This is a genomic window from Blautia luti, from assembly GCF_033096465.1.
GTDB lineage: Bacteria > Bacillota > Clostridia > Lachnospirales > Lachnospiraceae > Blautia_A > Blautia_A luti.
In genome coordinates, this window is the sequence record NZ_AP028156.1 from 3,240,124 (window position 1) to 3,257,368 (window position 17,245).

Below are 17,245 nucleotides of genomic sequence, written 5' to 3' on the forward strand. Positions count from 1 at the left end.
GTTTTTTCATTTCTGTGCTATAATGTTCCATCATAAAAATATCCGATATATAAATTGAGGTAAAACAGGTGAAGAAAAAAAATCTTGTGCCTCTTATGGTTTTTTTACTGGGCATGTGCCTTGTTGGTTTCATCGTATACAAAACAGACACTCACGAAAAATGGCAGAGACGCACAACCGCACAATTAAATGTATCAACCTACGGTGAACGTATTAAAAATGAAATTACAAATGGAATTGCGATCACAGATACTCTGAAACAGGTTCTGATCAGTGAAAATGGAGATATCAAGCAATTTGATACGATTGCAGAAAATCTTATATCTGATTCTATTGAAAGTGTACAGCTTGCTCCGGATGGTGTTGTAACAGATATTTATCCTGCTGAGAGAAACGAGGCAGGTAAAATTGATCTGCTCCATGATAAAGACCGTGGCAGAATTTCCTGTTATGCAAGAGACAACCATACAATCATTACACAGGGACCCTTTAAATTGACACAGGGCGGCTATGGAATTGCAGTCCGCAATCCGGTCTACCTGAATGATGAGCACGGACAGGCGTATTTCTGGGGATTTACCATTGTTATCCTGCGTGTTCCTGATATTTTTTCCGACTCGATCCATGCACTTTCAGGTTTTGGATATGAGTACAGACTTTCCAAAACAGAAACTCCCTGGAGTGACACTTATAAACCCGTTTACCAGTCAGATGGTCAGATAACGCAGCCGGTTTCTTATGATTTTACCATAGGGAAAGAAAGCTGGAAGTTCGAAGTAACTCCTGAAAGCGGGTGGAGAAACAATCTATTGATCGTAACAGTCAGCACGATTTTTACCGCTATCACCTTACTTCTGTCAGGGCTTACCAGGGTATGTCTGGTATCAAAAGAAAACAAAAATAAATTTCAGATACTGGCACGCACGGATTCTCTTACAGGTATTTACAACCGCTATGGATTTGACGAATCAGCAGAAAAGATGATGGATAAAAATCCGAAAGGACATTTTGTGGCCGCACTCCTTGATCTCGATGATTTTAAGTTTATTAATGATATTTATGGCCACGCCTATGGAGACAAAGCATTAAAGAGTCTGGCAGACAGCATGAAAACATTTTTCCCATCTGATGCATTACTGGGAAGAAACGGTGGGGATGAGTTCTGTATTCTTTTACAAAATTATACCTGCGAAGATGCAAAAGAACTGCTGCAGCAATTTACCGGACTTCCAAAGACATTCTCATACAAGGGAAAAGAACAGTCATTTAACATTTCTCTGGGATATGCGGAATATCCCACATTTGCAGCCAGCCGTTCACAGCTCATGCGCTGTGCTGATGCAGCCCTCTATGCAATAAAACTTCATGGAAAAAACGGATGTATGGCTTACAGGGAAGGTCTTCAGTCAGGAATCCGTAAACAACTGGGATTCGCATTTAAAGATGTCTCTGAACACCTTCCGGGTGCATTTATCATATACAGAGCGGACAAAGACGATGACGAACTCTTTTATGCAAACCATGAGTTCCTTCATATGACCGGATATAAAGATATGGACGAACTGTTCAGACTCACCAATAAGCGCTTCCGCAGCCTGATCCGAGAAGATGAACAGAAACAGATCGAATCCAGTATCTGGGAACAGATTGATAGTGGTAATAAAAATGACTATATTCACTTTCACCTTCGAAAGGCTGACGGATCCTATCTTTCTGTCCTCGATCACGGAAGAATCGTAGAAAGCCAGCAATACGGAAGAGTATTCTATGTATTGTTCATGGACTGGGAGGCTATGCATATTCATTACAGCGATAAATTTTCCGGATAATAACAGACATACGACTGTTTTTCACGAAACCATAGTTCAGACAACTGCCATGCTTTTTCTTCTGTCTTTATATGCCAGAAACAGAATTGTCAGAAACGTAACTGTCTCCGCTGCAAGAAGAGAGATCCAGATTCCATTTAATCCAAATAATTTCGCAAGTATAACTGCGCAGATAACAATAGCAATAATTCCTCTCAGTAATGATCCGACAATCGCAATTTTCGGTTCATCTACTGCTGAGAAATATGCCACCAGTACAATATTGATTCCTGCCACTATAAATCCAAGGAAATACAGACGCAGTCCTGTATGTGCATAATTCAATAACTGAACATTGTTTTCACTGTTGAAAATGCTGATCAGCGTGTCGGTTGAAGTCCAGATGATCAATTGGATCAGTGCTTCTACAGCAAGACATACGAGCAGGCTCCATTTCAGAAGTTTTCTTACCTGAGTGGGCTGACCTTTTCCGTAGCTTTCACTGATCAGGGGCTGTGCTCCCTGGGCCAGACCGTTGAAAATTGCAAATGCCACGATAGAAAGGTTTGCCACAACTCCATAGGCTGCTACACCCATATTTCCCGCGATTCCCAAGATCAGGAAGTTAAATACAATGGCGATCACACCGGAAGACAATTCCCCGACAAATGCGGAAACTCCCAGCTGACAGCAGGAAATCAGGTGTCTGAATGACGGTTTTTTCCAATGGAATCCTACATGGTTTCTGCTGCTCCTGTAGTGTGTGGCACAGACGCTCATTGTTACGATCGGACAGATTGCAGTAGCAAGTCCTGCTCCGGAAAATCCCAGACCGACAGGAAACATGAATATATAATCAAATATAATGTTAAAGATACTTCCACTGATGGAACCGATCATTGCAATAGAAGGCGCTCCATCGTTTCTGGCAAATGCAGTAAATGTATAATTTGACATGAAGAATGGTGTTGCGATCAGAATAATTCTCACATAGTTTCGTCCAAGTCCGATCAGTCCGGCATCTGCACCCAACAAAGCCAATGCTTTGTCCGGAATAAAGATTCCGATCAGCATAAATGGAACTGCAGCCAGTATACTCCAGGTTACTGACTGTACGAAATAATGTTCTGTATTTTCTCCTTTTGCCCTGCTTATGGCATACCTGGTAGCGGAACCAATCCCGATCATAGCCCCAATCGCATAGATCAGTCCATAAACCGGCAGGATCAAATTGAGAACTGCCAGTCCGTCAGCACCGGAATATACAGATATAAAGAAAGTATCTGCCAGAACATAAACGGAAATCCCGATCATTCCGGCAACACTCTGGGTTACATATCTGGTGAATCTTTTCAGCATAATACTCCGCTCCTTCGTTATATTGTCAGCATTGTCTTCCTTTCATCTGCAGACTTATCTCACCATTATACCCATATAAAACAAAAATGCAACCACAAAAACTCCAGACATAAAAATCTCCTTAAGCAGATTTTTTAATGCTGCTCAAGGAGACTCTGTTGATATTCGCAATTCACTTCACGACACTCTTTATTTTACCCGGTTTTTTTTCAGGTCTTCTACAATTTCATTGTAACGTTTTTTATTCAGGCGATAGAAAAACAGTACAATTGCTGTCACTATCCATAAAACTCCCGGAATTGTAGTAAAGGAATGTCTCATAATACTGAGAACAGCCGGATTCTGTACATGATTTGCCACATATCCATATTTTCCAAGAAGTGCTGCAAGTAGAGCAGTTCCTATTGCCATGCCAATTTTATTTCCCAGTGACACAAATGCATATTGAAAACCATCATTCCTTAAGCCCGTTTTCCACTCTCCGTATTCTACGCAGTCGGGAATGATCGCATAGATTGCAGTGTTAAATCCAGAAAAAAAGAATTGTGTAATTCCTGCAAGTGTATAGAACGCTGCCGGTGTTTCTTTTACATTGAAGAAGAACATACAGAGCATGGAAATTCCGGTAAAAAGGGCAAAAATAGATGCAGTTCTTCCTTTATTATTCAATTTTCGGAATACAGGCTGGAAACATGCAGCACCGATAATGGATGGAATGATAATGCACATGGAATATGTAGTATAGTAGGATGCATTTCCCTCTACATAAGTGAAATAGTATAAAACATCTGCATTTCTTCCATAAAGTGTAAATCCGAATAACACCTGTCCGATTAATGCCAGAATATATGGGCGGTTCTGTATCACTGCTCTTAACTGCACTTTTATGGATATTTTGTCTTTTTCCGGCATAATCACCTGCTCTTTTGTTTTTGCGAAACAGAAGAAATGACAGGCTGCAAAAATACATCCGTATATGATTGCTACCAGTAGGTATCCGGTTTTAGCACTTTGACTGCCAAGTTTTCCAATCAGTGGAACTGTAATGATATTGATAATTCCAATTGCAACCATTGCAGATACTGAACGTGATGTATTAATCTTTGCACGTTCATCGATATCCTGTGTCATTGCTCCACAAAGGGTGCCATACGGGATATTTACACAGGTATATCCAAGTACCAGCAGACAGTATGTAATTACCATATAGATAACCTTTGATCTGTCCGACCAGTCCGGATGTGCCCAGAATGTCATAATCAGAAGCACGGCCGTGATCGGAGCTGCAATGAGAAGCCATGGACGATAACGTCCCCATTTTGTTTTGGTTTTATCTGTCAGTCCACCCACGATCGGATCATTGATCGCATCCCAAAATCTCGAAAACAGCATCAGGGCAGAGACTGCTGCCATACTGATTCCGAATACGTCTGTGTAAAAAATCATGAGAAAATTACTGACGAACATCCAGCTGAAATTACATCCTACATCGCCAAATCCATATGCGATTTTACTGATCAACGGAACTTTTACATTTTCGTTTTTACTCTCCATAATTCCTCCTGCCTGCTGCCATCCTCCGTCTTTCCGTTTACTCATGTGTTCTTTACAGCAGTCTTTTTTATTATATCTTTGTCTTACATAATGCTTATGATCAGCAGGGTATTTTATTTTTCCTGCACATTGATAATCACTTTCATTGTAGTCTCACGGTTATCGTCAATGTACTGGTATGCTTTCAGATAATCTTTAAATGCAAATGTCTTAGAGATCAGCGGTCTTAAATGCACTTTTCCTTCATTCACCAGTCTGATTCCGTCTACATAATCATCATGTCTGTACATCATTGTGCTCTTGATATCAAGCTCATGATCATTTGCAACTGCCAGATCGATCTCAGCCATTCCTGCAAAAACTGCAACCAGCACAATCACGCTTCCTTTTCTTGCATATTTGATCGCCTGTCCCATTGTAATGTTATTTCCTGCACAGTCATAGATAACATCTGCCTTATCCGGTCCAAAGGCTTCTACCATTGCTTCCCCGAAATTTTTATTCCTTGTGTTGACACATACGTCAATTCCACACTCTTTTGCTTTTTCCAGACGAAGATCACTGACATCTGTGATCATAACTTTAGCTGCTCCCATCCCTTTTGCAGACTGCGCTACCAGATTTCCGATCGGACCGGCACCTATCACCACAATATTCATTCCAGTTACATCGCCCATCTGTTTAACACCATGAACAGCTACTGCCAGAGGCTCGATCATTGCGCCCTCTTCATAAGACATATCTTCTGGTATCGGTGTTACTTTTGATGCATCAACTGCAAAATACTCGGATGCAGTTCCTGTTGTCTGGAATCCCATTACTTTCAGCTCTTCGCAGAGATTGTATTTTCCGTGACGGCATGGATAACAATGTCCACAATATACCTGTGGCTCAATTGTTACTTTCTGTCCCACATGAAATTCTGTTACTGCATCACCTGTTTTTACCACTTCTCCTGATACTTCATGTCCCTGGGTTACCGGATATTTTGTAAAAGGATGTTTTCCGTGATATACATGGATATCAGAACCACATATACCAATATTCATAATCTTAACCAAAACCTGATTGTCTTTAATCTCTGGTACGGGAACCTCTCTGAAAATAATTTCTCCTGGATTTGTCATAACCTGCTGTAACATAATATTTTCCTCCTTATTTGTTGAATGTACTTTGAACCTCTAGTTGTTTATTATCTTTTATTAAATGTTTTATTAAAGTAATTACATTATTATTCAAATATATAACTTTGTCAATAAATATTTAAGAATATTTCTCATTTCTACCAGTTGCACAAAGTATAGATTTTATTTTTATGCAGATGTTACTATAACACTCCTCATAATTATCTGCTGAATTCCCGCACAATAACAAAATACCCTGATTACAACCTTTCTTTGTTGTAATCAGGGTATTTTTTATATTCAGATATTTGTTTAATATGGTATATCAGCAGATCATCAGTGATTCAAGAATGCCATCGGCTATATCTTTCCGATAAAATCCTGCAGGAAATGCTTTGCTGCACCTACAGCTGAGGCTTCTTTCTTATAAGAACAGTTTTTCAGATATCTCAGATCATGATCAAATCCATTATACTTCATTACTTTTTCCCCAAGAGGTATCATATAATCTGAGAGATATCCACCCATTTCACCTCCAAGAATGATATCCATATCATATGCCATGCGCAGATTTGAAATCAGAATTGCAAGATAATCAAGATACTCTTCCCATTTTTTCTCTGCCTTTTCATCATTGTTTTGAAGCAGCTGCATAAACTGTTCCACAGAATCCTTTGACTCACCAACAAGTGCTCCTGCAGCGCAATAAGCATCTGCACAACCTGATTTTCCACAATAACACTTGCGGCCCTGAGGTACAAGTATCATATGTCCAAATTCTCCGGCCTTCTGATTTTCTCCGGAAAACAATTTTCCCCCTATGCAAAATGCACCGCCAAGAGTCTGATTCAACGAAAGGTAAATTGCATTCTGATAGATGTTCATATCTTCTGCCATCATTGCCGCATTGGCATCATTTGAAAAATAAACCGGGACAGAAAATGCCTGTTCCAGGAAACTGAGACTATAGTTTTCAAGTTTCAGTGCGTGGGATTTTATCACCAGTTTCTGCTCCTGATTAATGATTCCCGGAATAGAGATTCCAACACCCAGAAGCTTTTCTTTCTGTTCTGCATCATTCATATGATCCAGAAATTTCGCCGCAAAATCTGCCACCTGACTGCAGTATGACATATCAGATACAAATTTCAGACGGATCCGCTCTGATTTCACAATCTCATACTTCAGATTTACCAGCACCATTCCCAGATGATTTGCAGTGATCACAATTCCCATTGCATAACGATAGGATGGATTGATTCCAATACTTTTAGCCTTTCTTCCTCCTGTGGATTCATATTCTCCAATTTCTATTATGATACCTTTTTCCAATAAATCTTTTACATTAGACAGAACTGTTGGCATACTCAGATTCAGTTCTTTGGATATTTCCACTTTTGATGTGGATTCTCTATTTATAATATAATTTACGATTTTTGATTTCGTAGCAAATTTCTTTTCCAGTCCGCTCATTCTGTTTCTACCTTCTTTTATTAATGTATTTATAAAAGAATGATACCTGTTATTGTCATATTTGTAAATAGCCATTGTCTCTCAAGAGTGTGTTGCAACAGATAAATTTATATCATCCTGATGAAATATTATATTTCATTTTTCACGTTAATGATGTAAAATTATCAATGTAAATATCAGAGCATATTCGAAAAATCATTTCTAAACTTTTTCAAATATGCTCCGGAAAGGAACTTTTATACTAATGAAAACCAAGATTCAGGATATGACCTCCGGTTCACCGGGACGGTTGATCATTCTTTTTGCAATTCCCCTGATGCTGGGAAATATCTGTCAGCAGCTTTATACAATGGTGGATACCATGGTTGTTGGCCAGGTTGCAGGTGTGGAGGCTCTTGCCGCACTGGGTGCTGTTGACTTTCTGATGTGGGTTGTCACAGGAATATCCACAGGACTCACTCAGGGATTTTCTATTCAACTCTCCCAATATTATGGGGCAAAGGATTTCGAAAATCTGCGTAAATCTCTGGCTCACAGTTACCGACTGACCGCATTCATCGCAGCCGGAGTATTGATTCTCAGCCAGTCATTTGCCTCGCTGGTATTAACAGGGCTGCATACACCTTCCAATATTATCGGAATGTCTCTGTTATATCTGCGCATCATTTTCTGTGGAATCCCCGCTACAGCAGCCTATAATATGTTTGCCTCTGCCCTAAGGGCTATGGGAAACAGTAAAACACCGCTGACCGCAATGATCATCGCATCTGTGCTGAATGTCTCACTGGACATCCTTTTTGTGGCAGGCTTCGGATGGGGTGTGGCAGGAGCAGCAATCGCAACTGTGATCGCACAGAGCTTCTCCGCTGTTTACTGTTTCCTGATTTTACGCAGAATTGATATCGTTCATCTGACCAGAGCAGATTTTATGCCTGCCTCCGGCATGAATGCCCGCCTGATGAAGCTTGGTATTCCTGTTGTATTTCAGAATATCATCATCGGTGTGGGTGGTCTGGTAGTCCAGTATGTGATCAATGGCTACGGTTTCCTTTTTGTGGCAGGATTTACAGCTACAAATAAGCTTTATGGTCTGCTGGAAATGGCGGCTATTTCCTATGGATATGCCATCGTTACTTATGTAGGTCAGAATCTGGGGGCCGGAAAGATTGACAGGATCAGGAAAGGTGTCCGCAGCAGTATGCTGCTTTCCCTGCTTACCTCAATGATCATTTCTGCTGCCATGTTTTTATTTGGAAAAAATATTCTCTCACTTTTCATTTCAGGTGAACCACAGCAGACACAGGAGGTACTGGCAATTGCTTTCAAATACCTCTCTATTATGGCTGCCATGCTCTGGGTTTTGTACTTCCTGTACGTGTACAGATCTGCACTTCAGGGGCTGGGAGATACCTTAATGCCTATGGTAAGTGGTATGGCTGAATTTGTCATGCGTATCAGTGCTGCACTGATCCTTCCCCATTTCATCGGACAGGACGGTATTTTCTTTGCAGAGATCGCAGCATGGAGCGGAGCCACTGTGATCTTATGCATCAGCTATTATGCGCGGATGCATAAATATCATTAAGACAAAACAGGCACATAGTCCCGGATATCCGGTATATGTGCCTGTTGGAGCGTGTAAAATTATGTAAGATTCTTAATCCATTTATATTTCTTATAATGTTTATAGACCACCGGCAGTTTAATGATCTCGTCCAGATTAAGCACGAAATAGACAACCATAACCGGCAGTTTCAGGATAAATGCGCAGATACATCCTAGAGGAACGGTGATACACCACAACGTTACGGAATCACACAGCATTCCAAATTTGGAGTCTCCGCCTGCCTCTTTTGCTTCCTGCAGGCGGTCTGCACCAAGACGGTTTCCCACTATAATACTGCCTGCATTTCCAAGTCCGAGGCAGAAGCATACAACAAGATTTTTGGAAATATTCGCTATTCCATTGGCGGCAACGGCCAAATAACTTTTTCTCACAGCTTCTGAGACTGAATTTCACAGCTCTGATCCTGCACAATACATAGCCAACACTCCACAGGAACTGCACAACTGTTGCAAGTACGGTTGCCAGTGCAGCACCTTTAATCCCCATCTCGGGAATTCGTAGATATATCCACCGATTGTGTATCTGTCCCATAATGGATACTTCCTTTCGCTTTCTATACCTTCGCTGATTATTACAGCCAATTTTCTTCTATCTCTGTTTTTAATTCGCAAAGCATCTGATAAAACACTTCTTTTGCATCAGCTATAATTCCTAACGCAATTTTCTGATTGTAAGAATGTGTAACATTATTTCCTGCCTGCAATGCACGAAGCCACTGCTCCTCATCTCTTATCATTCCGGCTTTATAGGCAGTCTTCAGAATGATTTTCGGTGAACCTGTTGCTCCCTCTGCATATCCATGAATCTCCAGTATTTCTTTCATCATTTTCCATGACTGCTCAAAACAAATTTCATACAATCCTACGAGTCCGGTAATCACTACATTATCATATGGTTCTTCATAATTATAAATATCTTTCATGTTAGACAGTGAATTGCAGAAATTCTCATATTTTCTCATACAAAATCCTCCCTTCCTTCTCTATAGATTCTCTTAATTCATCCTGCATGTCACGATCAAGATTTACAATATCATACTCCAGAAGAGTACTTGTCTCTTCATCCACATCTAACGCAAACCTTGCAAAATCTCCTCCTGTGACTGCAATATCTATATCACTTGTTCTTCTGAAATCCCCTCTTGCTCTCGAACCAAAAAGAATTACTTTTTCAATATCATATTTTTGCGCAAGGTTTCGGATTTCTTCTATAACTTCCGGTCTGATTCCTGTATCATTCATTTTATAAACCTCACATTCCGATGTTTATATCGTCTGTTTTATCTTATCATATTATCGTATCTTTTTTAAGTCTGTCTGAAAATTTCCGTAATTATTTTTTACCCGTCAAAAAGAAGAACAACCGCAGATTTTTCATCATACGACTGTTCTTCTTTTTTATTTATTGAAAATATTAGTTTCCTCTTTATCTATCAAATGTAAGATCAGTCTCCCTTGAGAACTACACGGATTCTCTTATAGATCAGGAATACGATCAGGGATGTCAGAGCATATTTGAATATGTTGAATGGAAAAATGATCATTGCTGCAAATGTAAGAAGATTATTTACAGAACTGTGTACTGCACTTCCCATTTCGATAAATGCTTCTACCGGCATTTCAAAAGCCTTTCCGTATACCGGAAGTAACACGAATGCATTGATAAAGCATGTAACTACTGCTGTCATAGATCCCTTTGTTACCAGATGCACAAGAATCTTCACCAGCTCGATCAGTACACCTGCGATCGGTCCCATTGCAAATGAACCAACCAGTACCGGGATTTCTGAAAAGTCCAACTGATAAAAACTCGGTGCCAGGAAAGGAAGCGGAAACTCCAGATTCAGTGACATGCTCCCGCCACTTAAATCTTACAGATTTTGAAGTGGGGGCTTCCTGCTCGATTGCCCTTCAGGGCAAAGCTAAAACAGGCTATCCCCGCGTGTCCCTCGGTTCTTTTTTATCCGGTTACGGATCTTTTCTGTGCTATTATGCACATTTTTTATATATTCTTTTTCCTTCTTCCAGAATATTGACCGCCGCATTCACATCCCGGTCCATCCGGTTTCCACATTCGCATAGGTATGTCCGTTCTGATAATGCCAGTTCTTTCTTTTTATGCCCGCATACACTGCATATCTTGCTGGATGCAAAATATCTGTCTACTTTTATCAGATATTTTCCGCATTTATAGTGGTTCAGTTGTCAAGACAAAAATCTAAGCTTTTTATAATGAACTGATATATGTAACTGGGTAGGGGGAGAAAATCCCCCTTAGGCTGCATGATCATCCAGTAACAGGATCGGATAATAGCAGGATGCCGGTGTCTGATTATTGAGTGCAGAATGACAACGTTCAAAGTTGTAAGTGTGCACATATTTACCGATTGCCTTCCGTGCTTCTCTGATATTGTTATATTGGGTCAGATATGCTTCCTCGTACTTGAAGCTCCGGAACCATCGTTCAATCATGATATTGTCAGCCCAGCGGCTTTTACCATCCATGCTTTGACAGATCTGGTTCTCTTTGAGAAAATTCATATACTCATTGCTTGTAAACTGACAGCCCTGATCCGAATTCAGGATAACAGGTTTTGCTACCATAAACGCCTTCTTTAGCGCAGTTATGACCATTCTGGTATCCAGAGTATCATCGACTTCCCATTCAACGATACAGCGGCTGTACCAGTCAATCACAGCTGTTAAATATAAAAATCCATGTTTAATGGCGATATATGTGATGTCGATTGACCATGCCTGATTAGGACGGTCGATAACGGCGTTACGCAGCAGATACGGGCAGACTTTAGCCTGTTGCATACGTTTAGAAAGGTTCATTTTTGGATAGATTGGATCAATCTCCATTTCATTCATATAACGGCGCGTTTTCCGGCGGCCAACCTGATGCCCTCGTTTCTTCAGTTGAGCAGACAGTTGTCGTGCTCCCCAGGCCGGGTTATCTGTATCAATGTATCAATTTTGACACATTTATACAATATAATATCATATTTCAGGGGCTTCATCAATTGAACATTGGTACTATTTGTCAACTTTATTTTGTTATTATTTACACTTTTTCAACAACAAACTTTGCGATACAGGAAACAGGAATTTCCTTATGCAAAACCATGCGCCAAACTTTACTTTCATCCTGAAATCCGCTATACTGTAAACCAACTTCTGCTTATAACATTATGCAAAAGCAGTCCCAGTACATCGTTTTCGATGTACCAGTTTGAATATGGAGGTCAGACAGAATGTTTCGTTTATGGGGAAAAATATGGAAAGATAATCATCTGTTAAAAGATACCGTGATCTGTGATGATTCAGAAGATACAAGAACACATAAGATTTTTCATGGACTGGAGTCCATCTGTTATGAAATGGATCTGGGAAATCCCATCTGGCTGGATTCTACAGTGAAGCATTTCAAAAAACACGGGAAAGCCAGATTTTACCAGGATAATTTTATTGAACAGATTGATTTCGATTATCTGGAACTTGAAGTGATCGAAGAAGATGGTGAATATTGATAAAAGACCATTTATAGGATATTTCCCGGCATGTCCGGTCGGATTGTCCTCTAAATGGTCTTTTTTACGAAACGATGTACTGCCTGACTATAATTCTCAGTTCATAAATTCCCGGATGATCTCCCGCATGATCTCCTGCTCTTCGGGAGTAAGCATCCTGCTGAAATGGCTTCCTGCTGCCGCTGTCTGACGGATACTCTCTGCGATATGTTCCACGATTTCTTCTTTCTCTGCTTCATCTACTTTCGCAGGTGCCGGGATTTCTTCCACCCAGGTACGCACCTGTTCCACATAATCTGCCAGGGTATTCATCAGCAGTTCCTCTTTGTACGTGAAATCCAGGGCCTGGCGAAGCAGTAATAATGCAGCAGGGATAATCGCCCCTACATACAGATACCCTAAAGACAGCCCCTCCTGGTTTCTGTTAAAAAACCAGAAAGCTGCACCCAGAAGAGCGGTAGATAGAAGGGATGGGTACCATACCATCCTGTTCATTCTGTTTAACAGCCTGTCCCTGGTCTTCCAGAGGTTCAGCCACTTTTCTTTGAGATTTGTTTTTATCCCTGTATTTTTTCTGATCAGTCTTCGGTAAGTAAGATGTGTCGCCAGCATTCCCACTGCTCCAAGGCCGCCCAGGGCTGCCATGGCGTAAAGCAGGATATGCAGATCCATGATTTTCTCCAGCATAACATCCTCCTTCAGATTCTGAACTGAGTTTATTATACCCCCGCTGAACTTCCAGTGAAACAAAAATCGTTCATCAAATTCCTGCAAAAAAATACAGGATGATGCTCTCTGCGGCATCATCCTGTATCAAATGTCATATCTTACCCATTTCAGGCAGCTTACATGTTCTGCAGCTTCTCCACTGCCTCTTCGAATTTCATAAAGTGGGACGCTTTTATCAGAATGGTATCGCCCGGCTGCACATAATCCTGCAGATGCTCCATGAGGCTGTCTCTGTCCTGTTCATAGATCACCTTCAGAGATGGATTTACGCTGGCAGCTTTTTCTGCCATGTGCCTGCACAGAGGTCCGGCACAGATCAGTACATCGATGCCGCATTTTCCGGCATGTTCTCCAACTTCTTCATGAAGCTGTACTTCATTGGTTCCCAGTTCTCCCATATCTCCCAACACAGCGACTCTTCGTCCTGCACCGTCTTTCAGTACATCCAGAGATGCTTTCATGGACATAGGATTGGCATTATAGCAGTCATCTACGATCAGAAACTTCTCTGTCTCGATCATGCGGAAACGGCCGCTGATAGGCTCCAGGCTTTCGATGCCTGCCTTGATCTGCTCTGTGGTCAGTCCGTAGATATTTCCGATAGCTGCTGCAGCCAGCGCATTGTAGACCATATGGCGGCCCGGCATGGGGATATCTACAGAGAATGCAGTTTCTCCCAGATGGATGGTGCAGGTCATTCCTTTTAATCCTCTGCTGACGATCTCATCTCCGTAAACCTGACAATTCCCCCTCATGCCAAAGAATACAGAACGGATGCCTTCATATTCTGTGACAGTGGAAAGCTTGTCATCATCACCGTTCAATACAATGTGTCCTTCCGGCTTCAGATATTTGAAAATTTCGGTCTTCGCTTTCAGTACACCGTCTCTGTCTCCCAGATTCTCCAGATGACAGGTTCCGATATTCGTGATCACGCAGGTATCCGGTCTGGCAATCTTTGCCAATCTTGTCATTTCTCCGAAATCACTGATTCCCATCTCCAGAACTGCGATCTCATCCTCGTCTCTCAGTCTGAATACAGTCAGAGGCAGACCCAGCTCATTGTTAAAGTTTCCCTGTGTTTTCAGAGTGCGGTATTTCTGGCTGAGCACGGAAGCGATCACTTCCTTGGTACTGGTCTTTCCCACACTTCCGGTGATTCCCACTACCGGAATGTTAAGCTGTTTCAGATAAAATTCTGCAATATTCTTCACAGCCTGGAGGGAGGACTCTACCAGAATATATGGAAAGTCTGCATTCTCCAGCAGTCTTTCAGAAAGGGTGGCAAGTGCTCCTGCTTCCATCACCTGGGGGATAAATTTATGTGCATCCACACGCTCTCCCACGATAGGTACAAAAAGGCATCCGCTTTCTGCCTTTCTGCTGTCTGTGATAATGGACTGTACTTCTTCCTGTTTCTTCCCTTCCGGTCCGTAATAGGTTCCATTGCAGACCTGGGCAATATGTTCCAAAGTTAAATTTTTCATAATATCTTCTTTATATCTTCTTTCTCTCAAAATAACACAGCATCCATTTCCTGCCAGAAACTTCTACTGATATTTCTTCATGGACACTTCGATCAGTTTCTCGCACAGAGTTGGATAATCAATTCCCAGAACTTTCGCTTCCTGTGGGATCAGGCTGGTAGGTGTCATGCCCGGAAGAGTATTTGCCTCTAGACAGTACATATCTCCGTTCTCTTTCATCATAAAGTCAAGACGGCAGTAGCCTTCCATAAATAAAGCTTTCGCACCGGCTTCTGCATAGTGCTGCATTTTCGCAGTAAGTTCAGGGGAAAGTTCTGCCGGACAGGTCTCAACTGTAGAACCTGCCTGATACTTGTTCTTATAGTCATAGAATCCCTGAAGAGGCGCGATCTCAATAATCGGATAGGCCTTTCCGTCAACAACGGCTACTGAGAACTCACGGCCTTTGATATATTCCTCAATGACAACCTCGTTCTCATAGGAATATGCATCTTTCAGGGCCTGCTCATATTCAGCCTGGTCATTGGCAATGTAAACACCTACGCTGGATCCACCGCAGCAGGTTTTTACTACTACAGGGAAATCCATTCCCAATGCTTTAATGTCTGTAGTCATCTCAGATTTCAGCATGGAAGTTCCACGTGGAGTCGGCACATTGTTCATCAGGAACATCTGCTTGGTGATTCCCTTGTCCATAGCCATGGCACTGCTTAAGTATCCTGTTCCTGTATAGCGGATTCCCATCAGGTCAAATGCTGCCTGAACCTTACCGTCTTCTCCGTTGGCTCCGTGAAGTCCAAGGAATACCACGTCTGCCTGCTCACATAACTGCAGGATATTCGGTCCGAAGAAACTTCTTCTTTCTTTCTTCATCTCTTCGATCTTATCATTAAATCCAGACATATATGCAGAAGCTGCATCTACATCATATTCCTGTGGGAAAGGATCCTCCCAGTCTACATTCTCCACTCCGCAGAAAATATCTGCCAGAACTGCCTGATGTCCTTTCTGGCGCAAAGCCTTGCAGATTCCTGTACCTGATACGATAGAGATCGTACGCTCTGTACTTGTTCCGCCTGCCAATACCACTATCTTCATTTCAATCCTCCTTAAACTCTATCCATACAGCTGTCCTTTTATCTAATACATCATTTAGTAAATGACAACCGGTGTATTCTCTTCTACACTGTTGTAAATGATCTGTACCTGGTCTGCCGGTGCACAGATACTGCCGTTGGTTCCCTCGAACTCATAAAGCTGTTCTCCGAAACTTCCTCTCCATGTTGCATCGTTGATCCCCAGATTTCCATAAAACTGGATCCAGTAGTTCACACCGGAAGGGTAATCTTCGCCGGTCACCATATATCCCGACTTTTTCTCTCCTACTGTATAACATCCTGTAGGAGTAGCACAGTTGGGCACATAAGGATTGCCGGAAACAATGGGGGCATCTGCAGCAGGTACTCCATTGTTATAGAATACCATCCTCTGCCCTGTCAGGTCAATCTCTATATACGTATATCCGATATCATTTATCTTTCTGCAGAGACCTTCCTGGGAATAAACCGGTTCCCTGACCAGAGTTTTCCCCTTTTTGATCAGGCTGATCAATTCTTTTACTTCTGCTTCCTGATTGATCTCCCAGCCATAGGTTCCTTCGTTCAGAGTGATCTCTCTGCCGTCATAAGTATGAAAGGTTCTTTCCTGTCCTACTGTATCATATTTCTCTGCCAGTTCGCTGACATAGGCAGATACCTGCTTTTTGTCCAGTGTGTAGTCGCCTTTTTTATTCTTTTTCAGCCAGTCCCGGATCACTTCTTTGTCCACAGTTTCCGTTCTGTCATCGAAATCATAGGTGATCACCACATCTGTCAGCTTGTTGATCTGCTCACAGTTGCGGATCAGCATTTCGTCATCCTGGCGTACTGCCGGTTCTTTATAGCAGCCTTCTGCTTCCAGATCCAGGGAGGTCTGCCCTGTAACAAATGCCTGAATGACAGCCTGGGAAGTTTTTTCCGGGTCCAGTGCATTGCCTTCTTCTTCCGGTATGATGACAAATTTATCATTCTGCTCATCAATATGTGCATCCACCGGATCCTGGCCTGTCTGCATACATTTCAGGCCACTGATAGCTGCCTGCATTTCCTGTTCATCATACTGGATCGCAGAAGATACGGTATAGATCTGTTCCTGATTAAATGCCAGGAACCAGATAAAACGATCCTGGTCTCTCATAAGCTTCTTAATACTGCCGTCAGAAGCATAGCTTAACTCCACCTGCTGTGCGGTAATGCTCTCCTGTCCATTATTACGGGTTTCTATGGCCAGCACACCGGCTCCTGCCTTTTTTGAAAGAAGTGCCTCCGATTCATCCACTGTCATATAAGAACAGTTAAAACCATTTACCATAGATCCCGGCAGGAAATGACCGGTGAAATACCAGACGCCATATCCGTAGGCTCCCCCTGTCAGTACCAGCAGGAGCACGATCAGGCTGATCATAATCTTTTTTCGGGTACTCATATCGCCCTCTTTTCTGAACTCTCTGTTAA

The 17,245-nt window shown here is 41.8% G+C and carries 17 protein-coding genes; 3 read left to right on the plus strand and 14 right to left on the minus strand.

The genetic code is table 11. The features are described 5' to 3' along the window. Positions 1-68 precede the first annotated feature (68 nt). Positions 69-1,829 (plus strand): diguanylate cyclase domain-containing protein, encoded by a 1,761-nt coding sequence (locus tag R8695_RS14960; protein ID WP_167829732.1) that lies wholly within the window; start codon positions 69-71, stop codon positions 1,827-1,829. Positions 1,830-1,865: 36 nt separating this feature from the next. On the opposite strand, the gene R8695_RS14965 is transcribed toward R8695_RS14960, so the two are convergent. The 4 genes from R8695_RS14965 to R8695_RS14980 all read right to left on the minus strand — a co-directional run bounded on the left by R8695_RS14965 (position 1,866) and on the right by R8695_RS14980 (position 7,318). After that, positions 1,866-3,167 (minus strand): MATE family efflux transporter, encoded by a 1,302-nt coding sequence (locus R8695_RS14965; protein ID WP_154779541.1) that lies wholly within the window; start codon positions 3,165-3,167, stop codon positions 1,866-1,868. A gap of 189 nt (positions 3,168-3,356) precedes the next feature. Beyond that, entirely contained in the window at positions 3,357-4,721 is a 1,365-nt protein-coding gene (locus R8695_RS14970; RefSeq protein ID WP_154779540.1) for an MFS transporter, read from the minus strand. Between the two features lie 113 nt (positions 4,722-4,834). After that, positions 4,835-5,863, minus strand: coding sequence for a zinc-dependent alcohol dehydrogenase (locus R8695_RS14975; RefSeq protein WP_008706353.1), 1,029 nt, complete (start codon positions 5,861-5,863; stop codon positions 4,835-4,837). Positions 5,864-6,205: 342 nt separating this feature from the next. Next, positions 6,206-7,318 (minus strand): ROK family transcriptional regulator, encoded by a 1,113-nt coding sequence (locus R8695_RS14980; protein ID WP_118511556.1) that lies wholly within the window; start codon positions 7,316-7,318, stop codon positions 6,206-6,208. Between the two features lie 244 nt (positions 7,319-7,562). On the opposite strand from R8695_RS14980, the gene R8695_RS14985 reads away from it, so the two are divergent. Then, positions 7,563-8,903, plus strand: coding sequence for an MATE family efflux transporter (locus R8695_RS14985; RefSeq protein ID WP_154779539.1), 1,341 nt, complete (start codon positions 7,563-7,565; stop codon positions 8,901-8,903). Positions 8,904-8,962: 59 nt separating this feature from the next. Here R8695_RS14985 and R8695_RS14990 read toward each other — a convergent pair whose 3' ends face one another. The 6 genes from R8695_RS14990 to R8695_RS15015 form a co-directional block, all read right to left on the minus strand. Beyond that, a complete protein-coding gene (locus R8695_RS14990) occupies positions 8,963-9,316 on the minus strand; it encodes an MATE family efflux transporter (RefSeq protein ID WP_118511552.1) in 354 nt (117 codons plus the stop codon). A 200-nt stretch (positions 9,317-9,516) separates the two neighbouring features. Beyond that, positions 9,517-9,906 (minus strand): HI0074 family nucleotidyltransferase substrate-binding subunit, encoded by a 390-nt coding sequence (locus R8695_RS14995; protein WP_154779538.1) that lies wholly within the window; start codon positions 9,904-9,906, stop codon positions 9,517-9,519. Further along, positions 9,893-10,186, minus strand: coding sequence for a nucleotidyltransferase family protein (locus R8695_RS15000; RefSeq protein ID WP_008706339.1), 294 nt, complete (start codon positions 10,184-10,186; stop codon positions 9,893-9,895). The genes R8695_RS14995 and R8695_RS15000 overlap by 14 nt, the downstream gene beginning before the upstream one ends. A 203-nt stretch (positions 10,187-10,389) precedes the next feature. Next, entirely contained in the window at positions 10,390-10,797 is a 408-nt protein-coding gene (locus R8695_RS15005) for an ECF transporter S component (protein ID WP_243139431.1), read from the minus strand. Positions 10,798-10,933: 136 nt separating this feature from the next. Beyond that, complete coding sequence (locus tag R8695_RS17770; protein WP_317676280.1) at positions 10,934-11,146, minus strand: zinc ribbon domain-containing protein; 213 nt, start codon at positions 11,144-11,146, stop codon at positions 10,934-10,936. Positions 11,147-11,218: 72 nt separating this feature from the next. Next, the gene (locus tag R8695_RS15015) at positions 11,219-11,914 is read right to left on the minus strand and encodes an IS3 family transposase (RefSeq protein WP_308418800.1); all 696 of its coding nucleotides are present in this window, start codon (positions 11,912-11,914) and stop codon (positions 11,219-11,221) included. Between the two features lie 287 nt (positions 11,915-12,201). Between R8695_RS15015 and R8695_RS15020 the strand changes: the two genes are divergently transcribed. After that, positions 12,202-12,477, plus strand: coding sequence for a hypothetical protein (locus R8695_RS15020; RefSeq protein WP_118509207.1), 276 nt, complete (start codon positions 12,202-12,204; stop codon positions 12,475-12,477). Positions 12,478-12,573: 96 nt separating this feature from the next. Here R8695_RS15020 and R8695_RS15025 read toward each other — a convergent pair whose 3' ends face one another. The 4 genes from R8695_RS15025 to R8695_RS15040 form a co-directional block, all read right to left on the minus strand. Next, positions 12,574-13,164, minus strand: coding sequence for a hypothetical protein (locus R8695_RS15025; protein ID WP_154779537.1), 591 nt, complete (start codon positions 13,162-13,164; stop codon positions 12,574-12,576). Positions 13,165-13,322: 158 nt separating this feature from the next. Next, complete coding sequence (locus R8695_RS15030; protein ID WP_154779536.1) at positions 13,323-14,693, minus strand: UDP-N-acetylmuramoyl-tripeptide--D-alanyl-D-alanine ligase; 1,371 nt, start codon at positions 14,691-14,693, stop codon at positions 13,323-13,325. 63 nt (positions 14,694-14,756) lie between these two features. After that, entirely contained in the window at positions 14,757-15,791 is a 1,035-nt protein-coding gene (locus tag R8695_RS15035; RefSeq protein ID WP_118509206.1) for a D-alanine--D-alanine ligase family protein, read from the minus strand. Between the two features lie 54 nt (positions 15,792-15,845). After that, the gene (locus tag R8695_RS15040) at positions 15,846-17,216 is read right to left on the minus strand and encodes a L,D-transpeptidase family protein (RefSeq protein ID WP_118509205.1); all 1,371 of its coding nucleotides are present in this window, start codon (positions 17,214-17,216) and stop codon (positions 15,846-15,848) included. Between the last annotated feature and the right edge of the window lie 29 nt (positions 17,217-17,245).

Bases quoted from the DNA above. Each gene is read 5' to 3' on its own strand.
- R8695_RS14970 (WP_154779540.1), bottom strand. From the start codon at position 4,721: ATGGAGAGTAAAAACGAAAATGTAAAAGTTCCGTTGATCAGTAAAATC.
- R8695_RS15035 (WP_118509206.1), bottom strand. From the start codon at position 15,791: ATGAAGATAGTGGTATTGGCAGGCGGAACAAGTACAGAGCGTACGATC.
- R8695_RS14985 (WP_154779539.1), top strand. From the start codon at position 7,563: ATGAAAACCAAGATTCAGGATATGACCTCCGGTTCACCGGGACGGTTG.
- R8695_RS14995 (WP_154779538.1), bottom strand. From the start codon at position 9,906: ATGAGAAAATATGAGAATTTCTGCAATTCACTGTCTAACATGAAAGAT.
- R8695_RS15040 (WP_118509205.1), bottom strand. From the start codon at position 17,216: ATGAGTACCCGAAAAAAGATTATGATCAGCCTGATCGTGCTCCTGCTG.
- R8695_RS15030 (WP_154779536.1), bottom strand. From the start codon at position 14,693: ATGAAAAATTTAACTTTGGAACATATTGCCCAGGTCTGCAATGGAACC.
- R8695_RS15020 (WP_118509207.1), top strand. From the start codon at position 12,202: ATGTTTCGTTTATGGGGAAAAATATGGAAAGATAATCATCTGTTAAAA.
- R8695_RS15025 (WP_154779537.1), bottom strand. From the start codon at position 13,164: ATGCTGGAGAAAATCATGGATCTGCATATCCTGCTTTACGCCATGGCA.
- R8695_RS14980 (WP_118511556.1), bottom strand. From the start codon at position 7,318: ATGAGCGGACTGGAAAAGAAATTTGCTACGAAATCAAAAATCGTAAAT.
- R8695_RS15000 (WP_008706339.1), bottom strand. From the start codon at position 10,186: ATGAATGATACAGGAATCAGACCGGAAGTTATAGAAGAAATCCGAAAC.
- R8695_RS15005 (WP_243139431.1), bottom strand. From the start codon at position 10,797: ATGTCACTGAATCTGGAGTTTCCGCTTCCTTTCCTGGCACCGAGTTTT.
- R8695_RS14975 (WP_008706353.1), bottom strand. From the start codon at position 5,863: ATGTTACAGCAGGTTATGACAAATCCAGGAGAAATTATTTTCAGAGAG.
- R8695_RS14965 (WP_154779541.1), bottom strand. From the start codon at position 3,167: ATGCTGAAAAGATTCACCAGATATGTAACCCAGAGTGTTGCCGGAATG.